The sequence below is a fragment of the Rugosimonospora africana genome, from assembly GCF_016862975.1.
In the GTDB taxonomy this organism is placed as follows: domain Bacteria; phylum Actinomycetota; class Actinomycetes; order Mycobacteriales; family Micromonosporaceae; genus Rugosimonospora; species Rugosimonospora africana.
On the sequence record NZ_BONZ01000055.1, the window covers coordinates 129683 to 151521 of the forward strand.

At 70.6% G+C, this 21839-nt stretch carries 22 protein-coding genes; 15 read left to right on the forward strand and 7 right to left on the reverse strand.

The genetic code is table 11. The features are described 5' to 3' along the window. Positions 1-2: 2 nt before the first annotated feature. From Raf01_RS28280 to Raf01_RS28295, 4 genes are all read left to right on the forward strand, one after another. Positions 3-896: a carbohydrate ABC transporter permease gene (locus Raf01_RS28280; RefSeq protein WP_373319589.1), complete on the forward strand. Its 894-nt coding sequence runs from the start codon at positions 3-5 to the stop codon at positions 894-896. A gap of 2 nt (positions 897-898) precedes the next feature. After that, the gene (locus tag Raf01_RS28285; RefSeq protein ID WP_203921066.1) at positions 899-1504 is read left to right on the forward strand and encodes a hypothetical protein; all 606 of its coding nucleotides are present in this window, start codon (positions 899-901) and stop codon (positions 1502-1504) included. Positions 1505-1582: 78 nt separating this feature from the next. Beyond that, on the forward strand, positions 1583-2284 hold the full coding sequence (locus Raf01_RS28290; RefSeq protein ID WP_203921067.1) for a haloacid dehalogenase-like hydrolase: 702 nt from the start codon (positions 1583-1585) through the stop codon (positions 2282-2284). Next, on the forward strand, positions 2281-2637 hold the full coding sequence (locus Raf01_RS28295) for an MgtC/SapB family protein (protein WP_239133982.1): 357 nt from the start codon (positions 2281-2283) through the stop codon (positions 2635-2637). Before Raf01_RS28290 ends, Raf01_RS28295 begins: the two co-directional genes overlap by 4 nt. Before the next feature lie 78 nt (positions 2638-2715). Here Raf01_RS28295 and Raf01_RS28300 read toward each other — a convergent pair whose 3' ends face one another. Then, the gene (locus tag Raf01_RS28300) at positions 2716-3432 is read right to left on the reverse strand and encodes a YoaK family protein (protein ID WP_203921068.1); all 717 of its coding nucleotides are present in this window, start codon (positions 3430-3432) and stop codon (positions 2716-2718) included. A 22-nt stretch (positions 3433-3454) separates the two neighbouring features. Beyond that, positions 3455-3886, reverse strand: coding sequence for a PPC domain-containing DNA-binding protein (locus Raf01_RS28305; RefSeq protein ID WP_203921069.1), 432 nt, complete (start codon positions 3884-3886; stop codon positions 3455-3457). Positions 3887-4039: 153 nt separating this feature from the next. Between Raf01_RS28305 and Raf01_RS28310 the strand changes: the two genes are divergently transcribed. After that, positions 4040-6157, forward strand: a complete 2118-nt coding sequence (locus Raf01_RS28310) for a xanthine dehydrogenase family protein molybdopterin-binding subunit (RefSeq protein ID WP_203921070.1) — start codon at positions 4040-4042, stop codon at positions 6155-6157. A 93-nt stretch (positions 6158-6250) separates the two neighbouring features. Here the strand turns inward: Raf01_RS28310 and Raf01_RS28315 are convergent, their stop codons facing one another. Genes Raf01_RS28315 through Raf01_RS28330 form a run of 4 tightly spaced genes read right to left on the reverse strand, consistent with a single transcriptional unit; the run spans position 6251 to position 10272 of the window. Then, on the reverse strand, positions 6251-7381 hold the full coding sequence (locus Raf01_RS28315) for an ABC transporter ATP-binding protein (RefSeq protein ID WP_239133983.1): 1131 nt from the start codon (positions 7379-7381) through the stop codon (positions 6251-6253). Next, positions 7378-8208: an ABC transporter permease gene (locus Raf01_RS28320; protein WP_203921071.1), complete on the reverse strand. Its 831-nt coding sequence runs from the start codon at positions 8206-8208 to the stop codon at positions 7378-7380. The genes Raf01_RS28315 and Raf01_RS28320 overlap by 4 nt, the downstream gene beginning before the upstream one ends. Next, entirely contained in the window at positions 8196-9131 is a 936-nt protein-coding gene (locus tag Raf01_RS28325) for an ABC transporter permease (protein ID WP_203921072.1), read from the reverse strand. The genes Raf01_RS28320 and Raf01_RS28325 overlap by 13 nt, the downstream gene beginning before the upstream one ends. 7 nt (positions 9132-9138) lie before the next feature. Then, positions 9139-10272 carry an ABC transporter substrate-binding protein gene (locus tag Raf01_RS28330; RefSeq protein WP_239133984.1) on the reverse strand — a complete coding sequence of 378 codons (1134 nt, stop codon included), beginning with the start codon at positions 10270-10272 and terminating at the stop codon, positions 9139-9141. Positions 10273-10533: 261 nt separating this feature from the next. On the opposite strand from Raf01_RS28330, the gene Raf01_RS28335 reads away from it, so the two are divergent. The 5 genes from Raf01_RS28335 to Raf01_RS28355 all read left to right on the forward strand — a co-directional run bounded on the left by Raf01_RS28335 (position 10534) and on the right by Raf01_RS28355 (position 14693). Next, a complete protein-coding gene (locus tag Raf01_RS28335; protein WP_203921073.1) occupies positions 10534-10863 on the forward strand; it encodes a DMT family transporter in 330 nt (109 codons plus the stop codon). Then, positions 10860-11531 carry a TetR/AcrR family transcriptional regulator gene (locus Raf01_RS28340; RefSeq protein WP_203921074.1) on the forward strand — a complete coding sequence of 224 codons (672 nt, stop codon included), beginning with the start codon at positions 10860-10862 and terminating at the stop codon, positions 11529-11531. The genes Raf01_RS28335 and Raf01_RS28340 overlap by 4 nt, the downstream gene beginning before the upstream one ends. Before the next feature lie 86 nt (positions 11532-11617). Continuing rightward, a complete protein-coding gene (locus tag Raf01_RS28345; protein ID WP_203921075.1) occupies positions 11618-11932 on the forward strand; it encodes a bifunctional 3-phenylpropionate/cinnamic acid dioxygenase ferredoxin subunit in 315 nt (104 codons plus the stop codon). Next, positions 11929-13392 carry an NAD(P)/FAD-dependent oxidoreductase gene (locus Raf01_RS28350; protein ID WP_203921076.1) on the forward strand — a complete coding sequence of 488 codons (1464 nt, stop codon included), beginning with the start codon at positions 11929-11931 and terminating at the stop codon, positions 13390-13392. The genes Raf01_RS28345 and Raf01_RS28350 overlap by 4 nt, the downstream gene beginning before the upstream one ends. Beyond that, positions 13392-14693, forward strand: coding sequence for an aromatic ring-hydroxylating oxygenase subunit alpha (locus tag Raf01_RS28355; protein WP_203921077.1), 1302 nt, complete (start codon positions 13392-13394; stop codon positions 14691-14693). Before Raf01_RS28350 ends, Raf01_RS28355 begins: the two co-directional genes overlap by 1 nt. On the opposite strand, the gene Raf01_RS28360 is transcribed toward Raf01_RS28355, so the two are convergent. After that, positions 14665-15642 carry an IclR family transcriptional regulator gene (locus Raf01_RS28360; RefSeq protein WP_203921078.1) on the reverse strand — a complete coding sequence of 326 codons (978 nt, stop codon included), beginning with the start codon at positions 15640-15642 and terminating at the stop codon, positions 14665-14667. The two genes, Raf01_RS28355 and Raf01_RS28360, sit on opposite strands and share 29 nt — an antisense overlap. 47 nt (positions 15643-15689) lie before the next feature. Between Raf01_RS28360 and betA the strand changes: the two genes are divergently transcribed. From betA to Raf01_RS28385, 5 genes are all read left to right on the forward strand, one after another. Next, a complete protein-coding gene (gene betA / locus Raf01_RS28365; RefSeq protein WP_239133985.1) occupies positions 15690-17357 on the forward strand; it encodes a choline dehydrogenase in 1668 nt (555 codons plus the stop codon). A 341-nt stretch (positions 17358-17698) separates the two neighbouring features. Beyond that, positions 17699-20131, forward strand: coding sequence for a sensor histidine kinase (locus Raf01_RS28370; protein WP_239133986.1), 2433 nt, complete (start codon positions 17699-17701; stop codon positions 20129-20131). Continuing rightward, positions 20128-20553 carry a roadblock/LC7 domain-containing protein gene (locus Raf01_RS28375; RefSeq protein WP_203921081.1) on the forward strand — a complete coding sequence of 142 codons (426 nt, stop codon included), beginning with the start codon at positions 20128-20130 and terminating at the stop codon, positions 20551-20553. The genes Raf01_RS28370 and Raf01_RS28375 overlap by 4 nt, the downstream gene beginning before the upstream one ends. An 87-nt stretch (positions 20554-20640) precedes the next feature. After that, complete coding sequence (locus Raf01_RS28380) at positions 20641-21048, forward strand: DUF742 domain-containing protein (RefSeq protein WP_239133987.1); 408 nt, start codon at positions 20641-20643, stop codon at positions 21046-21048. Continuing rightward, positions 21032-21622 carry a GTP-binding protein gene (locus Raf01_RS28385; protein ID WP_203921083.1) on the forward strand — a complete coding sequence of 197 codons (591 nt, stop codon included), beginning with the start codon at positions 21032-21034 and terminating at the stop codon, positions 21620-21622. Before Raf01_RS28380 ends, Raf01_RS28385 begins: the two co-directional genes overlap by 17 nt. Positions 21623-21839: the final 217 nt, after the last annotated feature.

A 21839-nucleotide genomic window follows, 5' to 3' on the forward strand; every position in this document is an offset into this window, starting at 1 on the left:
CGATGGCCACACAACTCATGACACCACCCCGGCCGGTCGCGGTACGGCGCACGGCCCGGCGTGGCGGGCCGGCGGGTCGGGTGGTCCGGGTTCTGATCGTCCTCGTGTTGCTCTGCCTCGTGCTGTACCCGTTGGCGTGGATGGTGGGCAACTCGCTCAAGTCACCGACCGAGATCGCCAGCAACACCGGACTGCTGCCCAAGCACTGGACCTGGGGCAACTACCACGACGGCTGGTTCGGACTGCCGACCGTCACGTTCGGCCGGTTCTTCCTCAACAGCCTGATCGTCTCGCTCGGTGTGGTGGTGGCGAACGTGGCCTCGTGCCTGGTCACCGCGTACGCCTTCGCGAGGCTCCGGTTCCCGCTGCGCAAGCTCTGGTTCGCCGTCATGATCGGTACCCTGCTGATGCCGAACCACGTGCTGGTCATCCCGCAGTACATCCTGTTCCGGCATCTCAACTGGATCAACACGCCGCTGCCGCTGATCGTGCCGAAGCTGCTCGCGACGGAGGCGTTCTTCGTGTTCCTCATCGTCCAGTTCATGCGGGGGATCCCGCGAGACCTGGACGAGGCGGCGCGCCTGGACGGGTGCAGCCCGTACGGGGTGTTCCGGCACGTGATGTTCCCACTGGTACGGCCGGCCCTGGTCACCACGGCGATCTTCTCGTTCATCTGGACCTGGAACGACTTCTTCTCGCAGCTGATCTACCTCAACGACCTGCCGAAGAAGACGGTCCCGGTGGGCCTGCGGATGTTCATGGACGCCACCGGTCAGGTGTCACTCGGCCCGATGTTCGCGATGGCGGTGGTCTCGTTGCTGCCGGTGTTCTTCTTCTTCGCCGCGTTCCAGCGGATGCTCGTCGAGGGCATCAACACCTCCGGCCTGAAGGGGTGAGCATGGCGACCCGCAAGGTGACCCGCCCGGACTGGCGGGAAACGGTTGCCGGCGCGACGGATCTGGCGGTGCTCGGCGTGGCGCTGCTGGTGGCCGCGCTGCCGGTGGTCACCGCCGGTGGTGCGGTCGCGGCCGCGTCGGCCGCGGTCGATCACTGGTGTACGCATCGGACGCTGCCTCCGGTCGCCGTGATGGCCCGTACCTTCGTCCGGGGGATCGTGCCCGGGCTGGGTGCGCTGGCCGTCGCGGTGGCCGGAGCCGCGGTGCTGATGCTCAACGTGTCGGCGACGGCGCGCGGCGCGGTACCGGGTGGGCCGGTGGTGGTTGCCGGAACGGTACTGGTGCTGGTGGCCGCCGCCGGGCTCGCCGGGCTGGCCGTGGTACGGGTGGGGCAGCAGGGGGGTACGGGCTGGGTCAGCGCGACCGCCTGGGCCTGGCGCGCGGCGTTGCGCACACCGGCGGTACCGCTGGGCATCGCCGGCCTGATCGCGCTGACCACGCTGGTCGGCTGGATGATGCCGGTGGTGGTACCGGTGATCGGCGGAATCGGCCTGCTCGGCCTGCACGCGGTGACCCGCCGGGCGGGCTGGGCCCCGGAGCGAGCCTGACGGGGGCGCGCCTGACGGGGCGAACCCGACGGCGCGATCCCGCGGATGCGAGCACGTCGGCCGGGGAGAATGGGCCTGATGCCCGATCTTCCCGGAGTTCCCCGACTTGCCGTCAAAGGGGCCGATGACGGGCGGCCGGTTGCCGTCTTCGACCTCGACGGCACGCTGCTGCGCGGCGACTCGTTCTCCCGCTTCGGCCGGCAGCTCGTCTTCCGGGGCAGCTTCCGGACCGCGGCCACGCTGCTCTGCGCCCCGCTGCTCGGGCCACTGCTGCTCCTGCCGCCGACCCGGCGGCTCGCGGCGGCCGGCTTCCTCTGGCTGGCCACGGCCGGCGTGTCCACGGAGCACTTCACGACGCTGGCGGAGCGGTTCGCCGAAGGACACGCGGGCGAGGCGGCCGGCAACCGGATCGCGGTCACGCTGGAGCGGCTGCGGGCGCACCTGTCGGCGGGGGACCGGGTGGTCATCGCGACCGCGAGCGCGGAGGCGCTGGCCATCGCGATCTGTCAGGAACTGGGGCTGGGCGGGGTGGAGATCGTGGCGGCGGAACTGTGTCCGGGGCGGTCGGGCATGCGTCCGGTACGCGGGTGCCGGGGCGCGGAGAAGGTCCACCGGTTACGGGCGGTGGGGATCCGTACCCCGGTGGAGTACGCGTACACGGACAGCGCGGTCGACATCCCGCTGCTCATGGCGGCCCGCAACCGGTACCTGGTCGCACCCACGCCCGGGCACCGTCGCGTCATCGTGGATAAGGTCGGTGACTGTACCGTGCTCGAGTGAAAGCGGGAGCCGTGACGACGCTGGCATTCCTCAGCGAACCGACCGGTCAGGGCTGGACCCAGTTGGGTGAGCTGGCTCTGGCACTCGTGCTGTCGGCGGCCATCGGCCTGGAACGGGAGCTGCGGCAGAAGAGCGCCGGCCTGCGTACCCACACGCTCGTCGGGTTCAGCTCCGCCCTGATCATGTTGGTGTCCAAGTACGGGTTCACCGACGTACTGGGCGAGCACGTGACACTGGATCCGTCGCGGGTCGCGGCGCGGATCGTCTCCGGAATCGGGTTCATCGGCGGCGGCCTCATCTTCTCGAAACCAGCGCCGAAACCGACGGGGAACGGCTCGTGTCGGTGCGGCTGACCGTGCAGGGCCCGCACCCGGTCACCGAACTCGCCGGGGCGCTGTCCGAGGTCGGCGGCGTCCGGCGGGTGGCCGCGGTCAGTGACCTGAGCGAGTAGCTTCCGGTACCGGATCGGTTTCGCTGGACTTCGCGGCCAGCACCGCGAGTACCGCCGGAAGTGGCCACAGCACCGCGGCGCCGAACGCCTCAGTCCCGACCGCCCCGGCGGCGCCCCCGACCAGATAGACCACCCACGCCAGCGTGGGAGCGCCGCGCCGTTTCCCGGACGCCGCCCCGACCAACGCGGTGACCATCGAGGTGGTGACCACGGTGGTCGGCACTCCGCGCACTCCGACCCGGTGCGCCAGCGCGCTCTGCGCGCCCATCGCGGCGGACAGCACGATCAGCAGCCCCAGTTCGGGGTACAGGCCGGGCCGCTGGCCGGCAGCGGTTCGGCCGGCAGCGCTCCAGCCGGTGATGGTCCAGCCGGCGGCCACTGCGATGAGCAAACCGGCTTCCAGCAACAAACCCAGCCGGTACCCGATGCGCCAGGCGATCCGGCGCAGCAGCACGGCGGCGACCAGCGCGCCGACCGCGAACCCGGCCAGCGAGAGGATGGCCAGCAGCGGCGTGCTTGGCAGCAGCCGCCGGCCGGTCGCCCAGGCGATGACACCGATGCCGAGCAGTACGGTGTTGCCGGTCATGTTGGCGGCGAAGACGTGGCCGAGCCCCAGGTAGGCGGCGGCATCGGCGTAGCCGGCCACCAGCCCCAGCGCCTGGACCGCCCAACCACGTGGCACCGCTCTGCCCGGCATGCTCAGACCGATCGTGTCCGCGTCAGGGGGAGATGAGCGACAGGCCGGTCTCCGGGTCGTACCGCCGGGCCAGCTCCGGCGCGACCTCGGTGACCATCACCTCCAGCGTCGGCCACACCTCGCCGCGCAGCAGATGGCCGCCGAGGGTCGACCCGTCCCGGCGGCCCAGCACCGCGTGCAGGTGCAGCCGGGGCTTGCCGTCCTGTCCGGCCACGTCACCGACCAGGGAGAGCACCTCGACCTGCTCGGTGACCGGGATCGGCAGGTACTGCCGGCTCATCCGGTCGAAGTACCCGAGTTCGCCGGCGCTCAGCCCGCCGACCGCGGTGACCGTGGCGGCCTGGATCCCACGCTCCTGTACGGCGGCGGTCACCGTGGTCACCGGATCCTCGCCCTTGTCGCAGACGACGACCAGTACCCGTTGCCGACCGTCATCGATCTCGCTGGTGCGCACGGCGCCTCCCGAACTGCCCGGCCGGGTTGCCGTCGGATTCGGGGAAGTCAGAGGGCATCTCGGCTTTCTCAGTATAACTATCGCGTTTGCGGTTTAAGCGCACCGAATCGGGTAAAAGTCGGGCGCTGGAACGAGTGTGAAGGCGGGTTCGACGTGACGCGCGAAGACGTTCGCAGCGCAGCGGCCGCCGTGGGTGCCGACCCGGTGCGGCTGGAGGGCCGGGACAAGGTGACCGGCACGGCGCGCTACGCGTACGAGTATCCGGTCTCGGAGGCGCTCTACGCCTGGCCGGTCGCGTCGCCGTTCACGAAGGGCCGGCTGACGCTGGTGAACCCGGACGAGGCGCTGGCCGCACGCGGTGTGCTGGCAGTGCTGTGGCACTCCAACGCGTACCGGTTGCAGTCCCGCGAGAACGAGGAACTGTACCTGCTCCAGGAGCCGACGATCGCGTACCGGGGGCAGTTCGTCGCCCTGGTCGTCGCGGACACTCTGGAAGCGGCCCGGCACGGCGCCGACCTGGTGGTCCTCGAAGCGGACACGCAGCCGCACGACGCGGTGCTCACCGACCGGCATCCGGGACTGTACCGGCCGGTCCGGGTCAACGGCGGCTTCCAGTCCGACACGGCCGTGGGCGACTTCGACGCCGGCATGGCGGGCGCGGCGGTACGCGTCGACGAACGGTACGAGACGCCGGCGGAGCACAACAACCCGATGGAGCCGCACGCGAGCATCGCCTGGTGGGACGGCGACGAGCTGACCGTGTACGACTCGACGCAGTACCCGACCGCGGTCGCGGAGGGCCTGGCCGGCCTGTTCGGGATCGAGACGCAGTCGGTGCGGGTACTCGCCGAGCACATCGGGGGCGGCTTCGGTGTCAAGGGCGGGAATCCGCGCCCTGCCGTCGTGCTGGCCGCGATGGCCGCCCGGCACGTCGGCCACCCGGTGAAGGTGGCGCTGACCCGCCAGCACCAGTTCGCGAACGTCGGGTACCGCACGCCGACGATCCAGCGGGTACGGCTGGGCGCGGACGCCTCCGGCCAACTGACGGCGATCGGCCACGACGCGATCAGCCAGAGCTCCGAGGTTCAGGAGTTCGCCGAGCAGACCGCGGTGCTCACCCGGTGGATGTACGCCGGACCGCACCGGCGCACGACGCATCGGCTGGTCCGGCTCGACGTCCCGACGCCGGCCTGGATGCGCGCGCCCGGCGAGACACCGGGCTCGTTCGCGCTGGAGTCGGCGCTGGACGAGCTGGCCATGGCCGGCGGCTGGGACCCGGTGGAGTTGCGCATCCGCAACGACGCGGAGCTGGAGCCGGAGAACGGGCTGCGGTACAGCAGCCGCAACCTGGTGGCCTGCCTACGCGAGGGGGCGCGCCGGTTCGGTTGGGAGCGGCGGGATCCGAGGCCACGCGCACACCGCGACGGTGACTGGCTGATCGGCACCGGAATGGCCTCCTCCAGCCTGCAGGCACGCGCCCAACCCAGCACGGCGACCGTCCGGGCGCATCCGGACGGGCACTTCCACGTGCTGGTCAACGCGGTCGACATCGGGACCGGCGCGCGTACCGCGTTGTGGCAGATCGCGGTGGACGAACTGGGCGTCGCTCCGGAGCGGGTACGGATCAGCATCGGTGACTCGTCGATCGGGCGGGCGCAGGGTGCCGGTGGCTCACTGGGCACCGCGTCCTGGGGCTGGGCGGTCACGAAGGCGTGCCGCGAACTGTGCGAACAGCTCAAGCGGGACCACCGCGGGTCGGTACCGGCGGCCGGGCTTGAGGTGAGCGCGGACACCACCGCCGACCTCAAGACGCTGCAGCCGTACGCGCGGTACTCGTTCGGGGCGCAGTTCTGCCAGGTACGGGTGGACCTGGACACCGGCGAGGTGCGGGTGGACCGGATGCTCGGGGCGTTCGCGGCGGGGCGGATCGTGAACCCGCGCATGGCGCGCTCGCAGCTGATCGGCGCGATGACCATGGGGATGTCCATGGCGCTGCTGGAAGAGGGTGTGCTCGACACCCAGTACGGCGCCTATGTCAACCGCGACTTCGCCACGTACCACATCGCGGCCTGCGCGGACGTGCCCGCCATCGAGACGTACCTGATGGACGAGGAGGACACCCACCTGAATCCGATGGGTGTCAAGGGCGTCGGCGAACTCGGCATCGTCGGCGCGGCGGCCGCTGTCGCGAACGCGGTGTACCACGCGACCGGCGTGCGCGTGCGGGAGCTGCCGATCCGGCTGGACAAACTGCTCGACCAGCTGGGCTGAGCCGCGGAACGCCGAGTCGTGGGAGTCCAGCGCGGGCCTGCCTGCTGGGAACAGCGCGGGCCCGGCCGGACTGACCGGCCGAGCCCGCTCTGCTCAGGCGGCCTCGACCACGACCGGCACCGGTCGCAGCTCGATCCGTACCGCCGTGCCGGGCGCCAGCTCCGGCAGCAGCGCACTGGCGACCTGAGCGACGACCATGGTCTCGTCGGGCATGGCCACGGACACCCGGCTGGTCGGGCCGAGGAAGCTGGCCGCGAGTACCCGACCCCTGCCGTCCGGGTCGACGGCGAGGTCGACGGCCTCCGGCCGGACCAGCGCGTTGACGGCGCCGGAGCCGATGCCGCTCGCGGCGCCGGGCACCAGGGGCAGCGCCGTGCCCAGCACCTCGACGCGGTCGCCGGAGACCGTGCCGGGAAGCCGGTTGGACAACCCGACGAAGTCCGCGACGAACGCGGTCGACGGCCGCTGGTACACCTCATCGGGCGGGCCCAACTGCTCCAGCCGGCCGGCGCGCATGACGCCGACCCGGTCGGCGACGGCCAGGGCCTCCTCCTGGTCGTGCGTGACGAACAGGGTGGTGGTGCCGACCTCCAGCTGGATCCGGCGGATCTCGTCGCGCAACTGCACGCGGACCTTCGCGTCCAGCGCGGACAGCGGCTCGTCGAGCAGCAGCACCTGTGGCTGGATGGCCAGCGCGCGAGCCAGCGCGACGCGCTGCTGCTGGCCGCCGGACAACTGGTGCGGGTACCGGTCGGCGTGCGTCCCGATGCCGACCAGGTCGAGCATGGCGCCGGCCCGCTCCCGCCGCTGCGCCGACCGTACCCGCCGCAGCCCCAGCCCGAACTCCACGTTCTGCAACGCGGTCAGGTGCGGGAACAGGCTGTACGCCTGGAACACCATGCCCATGTCCCGGCGGTTGGCCGGTAGTTCGGTGATGTCCTTGCCACCGACCAGTACCCGACCGGAGTCGGCGTCCTCCAGCCCGGCGAGCACGCGCAGGGCCGTGGTCTTTCCGCAACCGGACGGGCCGAGCAGTGCGATCAGCTCGCCTGGTGCCATCTCGAGGTCGAGGTTGTCCAGCGCCTGGACGCCGCCGAACCTGCGGCGCAGCCCGTTCAGGTGCACCGCGACGCTGTTGCTGGTCGGGGTCGGGACGGTATCGCGGCCGCCAGCGGCGCCGACGGAGGAGGCATCGCGGTCAAGCGGCCGCTCCTGGAAAGTCACGAGGTCTCCCGGATGGATCGTCGGTTCTGCCCCCGCCGCCGGCCGGCGAACGAGAGCGCGAAGAGCAGGATGAACGCGAGGACCAGTGCGGCCAGCGAGACCGCGACGGACATGGTCGCGCTGCTCTTGCCGAGCAGTTCCACGGCGACCTGGAGGTTGGTCCGGTTGAGCAGCGAGGCGATGGTGAACTCGCCCAGTACCAGAGCGACGGTGAGGAACGACGCGGACAGCACCGCCGAGCGGATGTTCGGCAGCACGACTCGCCACATCACCGTGCCCCAGCTGGAGCCCAGGCTCCGGGCGGCCTCGGAGAGGGTCTTCACGTCGATGCCGGACAGCCCGGCGTCGATGGCCCGGTACGCGTAGGGCAGCACCAGGACGGTGTAGGCGAAGGTCAGCGTCATCGGCGAGCCGCCCAGGAAGTACGTCACCCAGGCGTATACCGGGGCGAGCCCGACGACCAGCACGATCGCCGGAATGGTCAGCGGCAGCAGGCAGATGAACTCGATGACCCGGCGCAGCCAGGGCAGCCGCAGCCGCACCCAGACCACGGTCGGTACCAGCAGCACCAGCATCAGCGCCACGGTGAGCAGGACCAGCTCGCCCGAGGACCGCATGCCGGTCCACAGGTCTGGGTAGGTCGAGGCGAGCTGCGGCCAGTCGAAGAACTGCCGCCACGTCTCGAAGGTGTAGTGGCCATCGGGTTCGCGGATGGTGAACATGAGCATCGCGAACAGCGGTACCAGGAAGAACAGGCCCAGCACGATGACGACGATCCAGCGGAACGCCCGCTGCTTGCGCGCCCTGCGCGCGGTCACCCCAGCCATCGTGACGTCCTCTTCTGCAGGTAGGCGTACAACCACATGACCACGGCGACCACGACGACCATGCCGAGCGCCATCGCCTTGCCGAGGTTCTGTTGGCCGAGGACGACCTCGCTGGTCAGCGCGCTGCGGATCTGCAGCGGCACGATCGGGCTGCCCTGGCTGACCAGTGCGGCGGCGGTGGCGTACGCGGAGAACGCGTTGGCGAACAGCAGCAGTGTCGAGCCGAGGAACGCCGGGGCGAGCAGCGGCATGGCGACCCGCCGCCAGTACTGCCAGGTCGACCCGCCGAGGCTCTCCGTCGCCTCCCTCCACTGTGGACGGATGCCGTCCAGGGCGGGCAGGAACACGATGACCATCAACGGGATCTGGAAGTAGGTGTAGACGAGCATGAGGCCCGGCAGGTCGAACAGCCACACCCCGCCCGAGTAGAGGTCGATGCCGAGCTGGTCCTTCAGGAACAGCGTGACGAAGCCGGAGAGGCCGATCGTCGCGATGAACGCGAAGGCGAGCATGACGCCGCCGAACTGGGCCAGCACGCCGCAGGCCGAGGTGACCAGCCGGCGCAGGATGCCGTCCGGCTTCGCGGTGACCAGCGCGTAGGCGAGCAGCGCGCCGAGGATCGCCCCGATGACCGCGGTGACCGCGGACAGCAGGATGCTGCGTACGAACGCGTCGACGATGTACCCGTCGCCCAGGGCGGACAGGTTGTCCAGCGTCGGGCGCCCGTCATTGCTGCCGAACGCGCCGACCGCCACCACCAGTGTGGGGATGACCAGAAACACCACGATGAACGCGAAGAACGGTACGACGCCGGTGAGCTGCCGGCCCCGGCGCCAGCCGGCCCGCCACTTGGCGGAGGCTGGCACCGGGTCCCGGTGCTGGTCGACCGGTGCCGCATCGGGCTGATGGGCAACCGTGGTCATCGTCGCGTCAGCCCACTGCCTTGGCCCAGTTGGACGTCAGGTACGTGGTGGCCTTGGCGGTCTGGTCCTGGGTCAGGAACACCGGGTCACCGGTGACCGGCGGCAGGGCCGAGAACGCGGCCTGGTCGATGCTGCCGGCCTTCTGCATGGCGTCCTCGCGCACCGGGCGGGCGCCGCCCGCGAGCCACAGGTTCTGGCCCTGGTCGCTGTAGAGGAACTCCTCCCACAGCCGGGCCGCGGCCGGGTGCGGGGCGCCCTTGCTGATGGCCTGGACGTAGTAGGAGCCGACCACGGCGTTCTGCGGTACGACGACCTTCCAGTTCACCTTGCCCTGCAGCGACTTGGACTGCGCCACGTTCAGGTAGTCCCAGTCGATGACGACCGGGGTCTGTCCGGACTCGATGGTCGCCGGGGTCGGGTCGACCGGCAGGAAGTTGCCCGCCTTCTTCAACTGGCTGAAGAAGTCCACGCCCTTGGAGATGTCGTCGGCGGAGCCGCCGTTGCCCAGCGCCGCCATGGCCACGCCGCTGAACGCCGCGCCGGCCTGGGTCGGGTCGCCGTTGAGCGCGACCTTGCCCTTGTAGCCGGAACCGAGCAGGTCGGTCACCTTGGTCGGGGCCGGCACCTTGGAGGCGTCGTACCCGATCGACATGTAGCCGCCGTAGTCGTTGATCCAGTCGCCGTTGGCGTCCTTGAGGTCGTCCGGGACGTCACCCCAGGTCGAGACCTGGTACGGCGCGAACAACGAGGTGTTCTTGAGCGCGACGGCGGTGCCGAGGTCGAAGACGTCCGGTGCGCCGCCCTGGCCCTTGAGCTGGTTCGCCGCGTTGATCTCGTCCTGGCTCGCGGCGTCCGGCTGCGCGGAGTTCACCTTGATGCCGTACTTGTCGGTGAACGCCTTGATGATGTTTCCGTAGTTGGCCCAGTCCGGCGGCAGCGCGATGACGTTGAGCTGCCCCTCCTTCTTGGCGGCGGCGACCAGCTTGTCCATGCCGCCGAGGTCGGCGGCGCTGGTCGCGCTCGCGGCGCTTCCGGAACCGCCGCTGTCACTGCTCTTGGTGGGCGGAGCGCAGGCCGCAATGGCCAGGGCCAGCCCGGCTACCGTGAGTAGCACGGGGCCACGGGCAATCCAGGTTCGCACGGGGGTCCTCCTAGAACGATTGCGTGCACAATTCTTGATCGAACGCCGCGCGTGTTGCGTATCGCGCGACACATGAGCGCATGGTGACGCGCCGTTCGACCACATCATGCCCGGGGAAATGCAGACGCTCCATGCCTCTGCGGTGAACGGACGGTGTAGGTCACCGTACGTGTTTCTCGATCTCGAACTTTCGGGACGTCCGTACCACAACTAGGGGTACTCTCTCGACGAGAGGAGCCCCCCCGGACCTGAGGATGCGCATTGCCATATCTGCTGCTCGCCCTGGCTATCGGCACCGAGATCGGCGCAACGACGTTACTGAAAGTAGCCAACGGGTTTACTCGTTTGTGGCCATCAGTGGGTGTCGTGATCGGCTACGTTCTGTCGTTCATCCTGCTCGGTCAGGTGCTCAAGTCCCTGCCGGTGAGCCTGGTTTACGCGATCTGGTCGGGGGCGGGTACGGCGGCGGTGGCGGCGATCGGTCTGGCACTCTTTCATGAGCCGGTGAGTTGGTTGAAGATCGGTGGGATCGCGCTGGTGATCGCTGGCGTGGTCGCACTCAATCTCGGCGGGGGGCACCAACATTCATGACAACTGTTTCCGCTGTCGGCGCTGATTCCGCGGGCGGCGACTCTGGCGGGGAGTCGGGCGTCGCGTTCGACGGCCGGCGGGCCCGGGGTGCCGCCCGGCGCGGACAGATCGTCGAGGCGACGCTGCGCCTGATCGAGACCGGCGGCGTGGCCGCGGTCCGGCACCGCGCGGTGGCGACGGCCGCGGGCGTACCGCTGGCCGCCACCACGTACTACTTCGCCACCCTGGACGACCTGCTCGTCGCCGCGTTGACCGAGGCCGCCGGGCGGTCGGCCGCCACGATCCGGGCCTGGGCCGGTTCGCTCGTCCCGGGGGCGGACATGGCCGTCGCGCTCTGCGAACTGGTTGCCCGGCTGGCCGGCCCGGAACGCCGGGCGACGATCGCGGAGTACGAGCTGTGCATGGCGGCGATGCGCCGTCCGGCACTGCTGCCGCTCGCCGAGGGGTGGGTGGAACTGCTGGTCGACGTGGTCCGCCCGCACATGGCCGACGACCTGTCCGCCCGGGTACTGGTCGCGGCGTTCGACGGACTGCTCATCGAGGCGCTGCTGGCGGTCGAGCCACCGACCGCGGAACGGATGCTGCCGGTGGCGACCCGGCTTCTCGCGCACGGTGAGAAGAACGCCCGGCGGACGCGGCAGCGGCGAGAGGCGGCACGCCAGGGCTGACGCGTCGGGGGTTGACATCGGCGCCGGTCGACCCTGATTCTGTTGCGTAACACGCTACTTGTTCTACATTTCGCAACGAGGTCCGCGTGATCGCTGCCTGCCCGCTCGAAGCCCTGCCGCCGGGAGCGTCGTTCCGGCTCGACGGCGAAAACCCGATCGCCCTGTTCCGGACCGAGGACGGCCAGATATTCGCGATCGACGATACGTGTACCCATCAGGACGCGTCGCTGTCCGACGGGTGGCTCGACGGCTGCGAAGTCGAGTGCCCGCTGCACAGCTCGCGGTTCGACCTGCGTACCGGTGAAGTCGACGCGCCACCGGCGAAGCGTGCGGTGCGCACGCACCGGGTGGTCGTCGACGGCGGCACGGTGTTCGTCGAGCCATCGGGGTGCGACGGTTGAGCGACGAACTGCGCGACGTGGTCGTGGTCGGCGCCGGCCTCGCCGGGCTGTCCGCCGCGCGCGCACTGCGGGCGGAGGGCTTCGCGGGGCGACTCACCGTGGTTGGCGACGAGGCACACCGACCGTACGATCGGCCGCCGCTGTCGAAGGAATACCTCGCCGGTACCTGCGACGAAACGGAGCTGGCGCTGGAACGGCCGGGGGAGGACCTGGACGCGCGCTGGCTGCTCGGCACCCGGGCGACGGGGCTGGACCGCAGTTCACGCGCGGTTCTGCTGGACGGCGACCGGTCGGTACGAGCCGACGGCGTGGTCATCGCGACCGGAGCGGCGGCGAGACCGCTTCCCGGCCCGACTCCGCCGGTCGCTGTCGGCGGTGTGGGTGGTGCCGGGCTGGGTGCTGGCGGTCTGGGCGGCGGCGGTCTGGGTGCCGGCGGGCTTAGCGGCAGCGGCGGGCTGGGTGGCGTTCATACGCTGCGGACCCTTGACGATGCCCGGGCGCTGCGCGCCGAGCTGGTGGACGGCGCCCGGCTGGTCGTGGTCGGCGCGGGCTTCATCGGCGCGGAGGTCGCGGCGACCGCCCGCTCGCTGGGCCTGTCGGTCACAGTGGTCGAGGCGATGCCGGTACCGCTGGCAGGGCCGCTCGGCGCGGCGATGGGCGCCACGGTCGCGGCGCTGCACGAACAGCACGGGGTACGGCTGGTCTGCGGCCGTGGTGTGCGGGAGTTGACCGGTACCGGTCGGGTCTCCGGGGTACGACTGGCCGACGGTACCCACCTGCCGGCCGACATCGTCGTGGTCGGGATCGGTGTCCGACCCGGGGTCGGCTGGCTCGCCGGATCGGGTGTACCGGTCGGGAGCGCCCCGGGAGCCGACGGCGTGCTCTGCGCGGCCGACGGGAGTACCGGCATCCCCGGCGTGGTCGCGGTCGGCGACTGCGCGGCGTGGTACGAGCCGCGGCTGGGCCGCCGGGTACGCGTCGAGCACTGGACGGCGGCGGCCGAGCGGCCCAGGATCGCGGCGCGCGCGTTGCTGTCCGGGCCGGCGACAGCGCCGCCCGTGCCTCGGCTGCCGTACTTCTGGTCGGATCAGTACGGCCGGCGCATCCAGTTCACCGGACACGTCGCGGGTGACGAGGACGTGAGCATCGAGGACGGATCGCTGGCGGAACAAGGGTTTCTCGCGGTATACCGGCGCTCCGGCCGGCCGGTCGCGGTGCTCGGCGTGGACCGGGTCGGCCCGTTCGCGCGCTGGCGCCGCCGGCTGGAGGGCGAGTTCCCATCGCGGGCGCAAGGCGAGTCGCGGGGGCCAGGCGAGTCGCGGCCGCAGGGCGAGCCGCACGCGCAGGGTGGACCGCGGGCGCAGGGCGAGTCGCAGCCGCAGGGCGAGTCGCAGCCGCAGGGCGAGTCGCAGCCTCAGGGCGAGTCGCCGTCCGGGGCGCGAGCAGTCAGGAGTGTGTGATGACAACGGGAACGCCAGCGACGACGGGAACGCCAGCCGCGACGGGAACTCCGGCCACGACGGGAACATCGGCGACGACCGGCGACCTGCCGCCCAGCCTGGTCGCGACGCTGCCCGGCGACTGGTACGTGGACCCGGCGGTGTTCGCGCTCGAACAGCGGCTCATCTTCGAGTCCATGTGGTTCTGCGTCACCCGATCCGCGGACCTGCCGGCGCCCGGCTCGTTCCGTACGGCCGTGGTGGGGCGGGAGAGCGTGCTGATCGGCCGGGGCCGGGACGGCACGGTACGGGCGTTCTTCAACGTGTGCCGGCACCGGGGCGCCCGGCTGTGCACGGAGGAGTCGGGTACGGTCGGCCGGGCGTTCCGCTGCACGTACCACGCCTGGACCTATGACCTGGACGGGCGCCTGATCGCCGCGCCGAACCTGACGAAGATGCCGGACGTCGACCGGATCGGGTACGGGCTGGTGCGCGTCCACGTCCGGGAGTGGCTCGGGTACGTGTGGGTCTGCCTCGCGGATGATCCGCCGCCGTTCGAGGACGACGTGCTCGGCGAGGTGGTGACCCGGCTGGGCGACGCACGGGCGATCGACCGGTACGGGGTGGCCGACCTGGAGCTGGGCCGGCGCATCCGGTACGACGTGGCGGCGAACTGGAAGCTCATCGTCGAGAACTTCATGGAGTGCTACCACTGCGCCACCATCCACCCGGAGCTCGTCGAGGTGTTGCCGGAGTTCGCGGCCGGGTATGCGGCGCAGTACTACGTCGGGCACGGCGCGGAGTTCGGTGAGCGGATCGAAGGCTTCACCGTGGACGGGTCGCCTGGGCTGGACCGGATCCCGACGCTGTCGCCTGAGCAGGACCGGCGGTACTTCGCCATCACCGTCAAGCCTCAGGTCTTCGTCAACCTGGTACCCGACCACGTCATCCTGCACCGGATGTTCCCGCTCGCACCGGACCGCACGATCGTCGAGTGCGACTGGTTGTACCTGCCCGACGTGGTCGCGTCCGGTCGGGACCTCGACCGCTCGGTCGAGCTGTTCCACCGGGTCAACCAGCAGGACTTCGACGCCTGCGAGCGGTGCCAGCCCTCGATGTCGTCGCGGGTGTACGCGCGGGGCGGCGTTCTGGTGCCGAGCGAACACCACATCGGCGGCTTCCACGACTGGGTGCGGGCGAAGCTGGCCGGAACGGGCTCACCGGGCGCCGGTTCACCGGGTGCCGGTCCACAAGACGCGGGTTCACCGGACGCCGGCCCACAGGGCGCCGGCGTCAGCCGAGATACCCCAGGCGATGGCTGATCTCCCGAGCCCCGTCGACCAGGGTCGGCGCGAACTCCTCCATGCTGGCCGGAGTGAGCCGGTATGCCGGCCCGGACACACTGACCGCCGCCACCACGTCGCCCCGGTGCGACCGTACCGGAGCGGCGATCGCGTTCAGCCCCTGCTCGTACTCCTCAATCGTGGTCGCATATCCGCGCTCGCACGCGGCGGCGAGTTGCTTCTCCAGCTTGGCGGCACTGCTGATGGTGTGCTTGGTGAACCGCTCCAACCCGGCCGCGTCGAGCAGCTCCGCGCGCCGGGCGGCATCCAGGTGCGCCAGCAGGATCTTTCCGCTGGACGTGGCGTGCAGCGGAGTGAGCCGGCCGACCCAGTTCTGGGCGGCGATCGCGAACGCGCCGGGTACCTGGTCGACATTGACGGCGTAGTGCGACTGCGCGACGGCGAGGTTCACGGTCTCGCCGCTGTCCTGGGCGAGCCGCTCGCAGACCGGCCGCGCCTCGCGGGTCAGGTCCATGCGCGCGGCGACCGCGCCGGCCAGCCGGACGATGCCGAAGCCCAGCCGGTATTTTCCGCGATCCGAGTCCTGCTCGACCAGGCCGCGGTCCTCCAGCGCGCCGAGCAGCCGGAACGCGGTGGACTTGTGTACCGAGATCTCCGCGGCCACCTCGGTCACCCGCGCCTCGCCGCGCCGCGCCAGAATTTCCAGCACGCTGATCGCCCGGTCGACGGACTGGACGCCGCCGGTCGCGCCAGCGTCCGCGCGGCTCTGCGCGGGTGCCGGATTCTGGGCGGGCGCAGCTTTCTGGGCGGGCGTTGCCTTCCGAGCGGGCGCAGCTTTCTGAGTCGGCACCGGCTGCGTGGGCGCCTGCTTTTGAGTGGGCGCCGGCTTCTGAGCGGGTGCCGGCTTCTGAACGGAAGCCGGCTTCGTGGCGGATCGTGCGCGACCGACCGGTCGCGTGTTGCTCATGACGAAACTATATGCGCTGGCGGCGACGACCATGGGAAGGGCCTCTCGTGCGCTATGACTTCGTGATCATTGGCGGTGGATCGGCGGGCAGCGTCCTGGCGAACCGGCTGTCGGCCGACCCGAGCGTCCGGGTGTTGGTGCTGGAGGCGGGGCGGCCGGACTACCCGTGGGACGTGTTCATCCACATGCCCGCGGCGCTCACCTTCCCGATCGGCAATCGGTTCTACGACTGGGGGTACTCGTCGGAGCCGGAGCCGCATCTCAACGGGCGGCGGGTCTACCACGCCCGGGGGCGGGTGCTGGGTGGTTCGAGCAGCATCAACGGCATGATCTTCCAGCGCGGGAACCCGCTGGACTACCGGCGCTGGGCGGCCGGGCCGGGCATGGAGACCTGGGACTACGCGCATTGCCTGCCGTACTTCAAGCGGATGGAGAACTGCCTCGCGGCGGCGCCGGACGACCCGTTCCGCGGGCACGCCGGGCCGCTGGTGCTGGAGCGGGGGCCGGCGACCGGTCCGCTGTTCGCCGCGTTCTTCGAGGCGGTACGCCAGGCGGGCTACCCGCTCACTGATGACGTCAACGGGTACCGGCAGGAGGGCTTCGCGGCCTTCGACCGCAACATCCACCGGGGCCGGCGGCTGTCGGCGGCCCGCGCCTACCTGCACCCGGTCGCTGGCCGGCCCAATCTCACCGTGGTGACCCGGGCTCTGGTCACCCGGATCCGCTGGCAAGGCAACCGGGCGGTGGGCGTGGAGTACACCCGGCGGGTTGGCTCGTCCCGGTCGGCGCGCGAGGTCGAGGCCGGCGAGGTGCTGCTGTGCGGTGGGGCGATCAACTCTCCGCAACTGCTGCAGTGCTCCGGCGTCGGCGACGCGGACCACCTGCGCGGCCTGGGCATCGAGCCGGTGCACCAACTGCCCGGGGTCGGCGAGAACCTCCAGGACCACCTCGAGGTCTACGTGCAGTACGCGTCCCGGCAGCCGGTGTCGATGCAGCCGTACCTGCGCAAGTGGCGCTGGCCCGAGGTCGGTGCCCGGTGGCTGTTCGGCCGTACCGGCCCGGGAGCCACGAACCACTTCGAGGCCGGTGGGTTCGTCCGGTCCAACGAGGACGTGGCGTACCCGAACCTGATGTTCCACTTCCTGCCGCTCGCGGTCCGGTACGACGGCTCGTCACCGGCCGGCGGGCACGGGTACCAGGTGCATGTCGGTCCGATGAACTCGGACGCCCGGGGTTCGGTGCGGATCACCAGCCCGGATGTCCGGGTGCACCCGCAACTGCGGTTCAACTACCTGTCCACCGCCCAGGACCGGCGCGAGTGGGTGGAGGCGATCCGGGTGTCCCGCGACATCCTGAACCAGCCGGCGATGGCGTCGTTGAACGGCGGGGAGCTCTCGCCGGGCCCTGCGGTGGAGACAGACGAGCAGATCCTGGACTGGGTCGCCCGCGAGGGGGAGACCGCGCTGCACCCGTCGTGCACGGCGCGGATGGGGACGGACGAAGGCTCGGTGGTCGACCCGGCCACGATGGCGGTGCACGGGGTACGTGGGCTGAGGGTGGTCGATGCCTCGGTGTTCCCGTACGTCACCAACGGAAACATCTACGCGCCGGTCATGATGGTGGCGGAGAAATCGGCCGACCTCATTCTCGGGAACACCCCGTTGCCCGCCGAACCGGTGGAGTATCACTGTCACGTACGGTCCACGAACCCCTGACCGTATGGCTGATGGAACTATCCGGAAGGCCATGGGTGGCGGGCAGCCGCCGCCCCGTACGATCAGCCCTCATGTGCCCCGAACCGGCGCATGTGCCGTAAGTCCGTAACGCCGTGCCTCCGTAATACTGTGACCCGGTAACACTGTGATCCGGTCACACTGTGACTCCGTAACGTCGTTAAGCCGTAACGCCGTGTGTAAGCCCTGAGCAACGTCGATCGCCCACGCCTGGCCGAGCCGTGCCATTCGAGCGCCGGACAGGCGTGGGTTGGTGGGAGGTGCTGGCAGAAACCATGGTCAGACGTCGACAGCCATCGACCGGAGAAACCGGAACGCGGGGTGTGGGTAACACACCTCCGGAGCGGGGGCCGGGTCAGAGGTCGGGCACGATTCGCGGCCGGCTGGCGCGCATCCTGGCGTTGCCCATGGTCGCGGTACTGGTGTTGCTCGGCGTCGTGGTCGCCGGCAACGTCTCGGACTACCGGGCGGCGACGCGCACGACCGGATCGGTGGCTGTGGAACTGCAGCTCCAGATCCTGGCCGGGGAGTTGCAGCAGGAGCGTGGCCTGACCAGCGGCCTGCTCGGCGGCGACATCGGCTTCGGGGCCGAGCTCGACCGGGAGCGCAAGCAGGTCGACGGGCAGCGCGACAGGGTGAACGGGCTCGCGACCGGCGACGGCCAGGGCCTGGCGGACGTACGGGCGGCACTCGCCGAGCTCGACGGGCTCTCCGGCATCCGGGCGCAGGTCGACGCGAGGCGGGCGACCCGGAGCGCGGCGTTTCAGTTCTACACGGCACGGATCGCCACGCTGAACAGCGTGGACCTCGGACTGGGCGACTCAGCCGACCGTACGCTGCGCCGGGGCATCGCCGCGCTGGCGGCACTCGGCCAGATCCAGGAGTACCTGACGCAGGAGCGCGCCTTCCTCAACGGCGTCTTCTCCGCCGGCGGCTTCCAGAGAGGCGAGTACGCCCAGTTCGTCGGGATGTACGCCGGCCTTCAGCAGGCCGAGCAGCAGTTCGGTCTGTCCGCGACGCCGGCGCAGATCGCCGTGGCCCAGGCGGTGCAGAGCAGCGGCCCGTATTCCGAGGCACAGACGTTCGAGACGCGTGCGCTCGCCTCCGCTGACGGCCGGCCGCTGCTGGTCGACCCGCAGTCCTGGTGGTCCGCGCTGACTCCGGTGCTGGACGAGCTGGTCGGCCTGGAGCACTCGGCCGGTGCGGACATCACGCACCGCGCGCAGGCGCTGCAGAGCGACGCCACCCGGCGGCTGGTCGCGCTCGGTGGCCTGGTCGTGCTGTGCCTGCTCGGCGCGGTGGCACTGGTGATCGCCGCGGCCCGCTCGATCACCGGCCCGCTGGCCGCGCTCGCGGCCGAGGCCGAGGCGCTCGCGTCGCGGCGGCTGCCCGACGCGGTCGCCAGGGTTCAGACCGGGACGGAGGAGGAGCAGCCGGTCGCACCGCCGCCCCTGCGGGTGGCGACCCGGGCCAGTTCCGAGATCCGCTCGGTGGCCGCCGCCCTGGAGCGGGTGCAGGCGACCGCGTTCACCCTGGCGACCGAGCAGGCTCTGCTGCGGCGCAACACGACCGAGTCGCTGGCCAACCTGGGCCGGCGCAACCAGAACCTGCTGCGCCGCCAGTTGGGCTTCATCACCCGGCTGGAGAGCGAGGAGACCGACCCGTCCGGCCTGGCGAACCTGTTCGAGCTGGACCATCTGGCCACTCGCATGCGGCGCAACGCGGAAAGCCTGCTGGTACTCGTCGGGGAGGCGACGCCGCGGACGTGGGCGGGTGCGATGCCGGTCGCCGACGTGGTCAGGGCGGCCATCTCGGAGGTCGAGGAGTACCGCCGGGTGACGCTGCGCCGGATCGACGACGCGTACATCGCGGGCGCGTACGTCACCGGGGTGGCGCACATGGTCGCCGAGCTGGTCGAGAACGGGCTGACGTTCTCCCCGCCCGACGTGGACGTGGAGATCCAGGGCCGGCAGATCGGCAACCAGTACCTCATCGCGATCACCGATCAGGGCGTCGGCATGGAGGCGGCGGACCTGGCGAGCGCGAACGCGCGGCTACGCGGCGAGGAGCACTTCCTGATGGCGCCGGCCCGGTTCCTCGGCCATTATGTGGTCGGTCAACTGGCCCGGCAGATGTCGGTCGACGTGCAGCTCAGCCCGTCCCCGGTGACCGGGGTGACGGCCCGGGTGGTGCTGCCCGCCCGGGTACTGGCGCCGGCTCCCGGGATAGCGTCGAGCCCCTCGGGTGGCAACGGCACCGGAGAGCGGCCGATTGTGACCGCCGGATCCACTGTGGACGGAGCACGGCCGCCGATTGGCTCGTCAGCGGCGGCCGCCCGGCCTGCGATCGGGCTGCGGCCGCGACCCAGGGTCGAGTACGGTACCGCGATGCGACCGGATTCGGGGCCCGTCGATGTTCCAACAGTCGGTTTTCCAGCCGTCGGCGCACCACCCGTCGATTTTCCGGACGTCGAGGTGCTGACCGCGACCGGATCGACCGCGGGACACGCGGAGGAGGACGACGTCGACCGCACCCGCAACGGACTGCTCAAGCGGCCACGGCGGGCGCGGGTCGAGCGGGCGGAGCCGACCGCGGTGCTGCCGCGCGTCGGCGGGGTCGCGGACGCCGTGGAGCCGCCGCGTCCGGCGGCTCTGGACGAGTCGCCGGCTCAGGTGCGGAATCGGCTGGTGTCGCTGCGGGCAGGCGTCCAGCGTGGAGAGAGCGAACGGCATGGGAATGGCGAGGAGCGTGTATGAGTGCTGAGGTGCAGACCGAGGCCAATCAGTTCAACTGGCTGCTGGTCAACTTCGTGCGGACCACGGACGGGGTACGGGATGCCGTCGCCGTGTCCTCCGACGGCCTGCTCATCGCCACGTCCGACGGGTTGGACCGGACCGGCGCCGACCACCTGGCGGCGATCGTGTCCAGCCTGGCGAGCCTGGGTCGGGGCGCGGCCAAGCGGTACGACTTCGACGCGCTCAAGCTCATCATGATCGAGATGCGGCGCGGGTTCCTGCTGGTGTCCGCGATCGAGGGAGGCAGCTGCCTCGGCGCGCTCGCCGACGCCAGCGCCGACCTGGGCGTGGTGGGTTACGAGCTGGCGATGCTGGCCGACCGGTTCGGTGGCCTTCTGACTCCGGCGCTGGTCACCGAGTCGAGGCGACACTTACCGCTGTGATGAGCGGGTCGAGGCGAACAGGCGAAGCGAGGTGGACGGATGAGCGAACCGGGCCCCCGGTTACCGGATCCACGCATGATTCCACCGATGCGGGAGGCCGTGGCCGTGCCGTCGGCGCAGCAGCCGACCGCCGGGAACGACGCCGAACAGGATCCGTCCGACGCGGCACTGGCCGACGCCACGCTGGTCCGCCCGTTCCTGGTCACCGGCGGCCGGACCCGACCCCTGCGGGACGGGCTGCGCATCGAGACGATGGTGTCCGCGCTGCCGGCGGCGCTGTCCGCACCGCTGCGGTTCGAACTGCGCCGCATCGTCGAGCTGTGCCAGAGCCCCCACTCCGTCGCCGAGGTCGCGGTACGCCTGGAGGTGCCGCTCGGGGTGGTCCGAGTACTGATCGCTGACCTGGTCAGCAGCGGCTATGTCACATGTACCGAGTCAGCGGAGATACCCATTGATGTGATCGAGAGGATCAGAGACCGTGTTCGGGCGCTCTAAGCGGGCGTCGACGCCCCTCGCCGTCAAGATAGTGATCAGCGGTGGTTTCGGCGTCGGCAAGACCACCTTCGTCGGTGCCATTTCCGAGATCGAGCCGCTGGTCACCGAGGCCGACCTGACCGAGGTGTCGGTCGGCATCGACGACCTGACCGGCGTCGACGGCAAGACCACCACGACGGTGGCCCTCGACTTCGGCCGGATCACGCTCGACGACTCGCTGTGGCTGTACCTGTTCGGCACGCCGGGGCAGGACCGGTTCGCGTTCCTCTGGGACGATCTGGTGGACGGGGCGCTCGGTGCCGTGGTGCTGGTGGACACCCGTCGCATCGAGGACTGTTTCGCCTCCCTCGACTACTTCGAGGAGCACGGAACCCCGCTGCTTCTCGCGGTCAACCGGTTCGAGCACACTCGCCGGTTCGAACTCGACGAGGTGCGCGAGGCGCTGGGCGTCGGGGTTGAGGTACCGATCGTCGAGTGCGACGCGAGGGACCGCGAGTCGGTGAAGCGGGTACTCGTGGAACTGGTGGAGCAGGTGCTGGCCAAGCGGTTGAGCCGGGTGGCACTGCCCCAGTGACTCCGTCGGCTCCGCTGGTCTCGCCGACACTGCTGATCTTGCTGACACAGCTGGTCGCGCCGACACCTCCCGTGAGTGCGGCGGCGTCACGGGCAGGTAAAAGCTGGGCGGGATCGGGTTGCGGTTCGGTCCGTGCTCTTGACGGCACCGTGGGTGAGCGGGATTCTGTTTCAGATCAAGCACCTATGTGCATATTGCGCAACGCGACTGCGTGCTG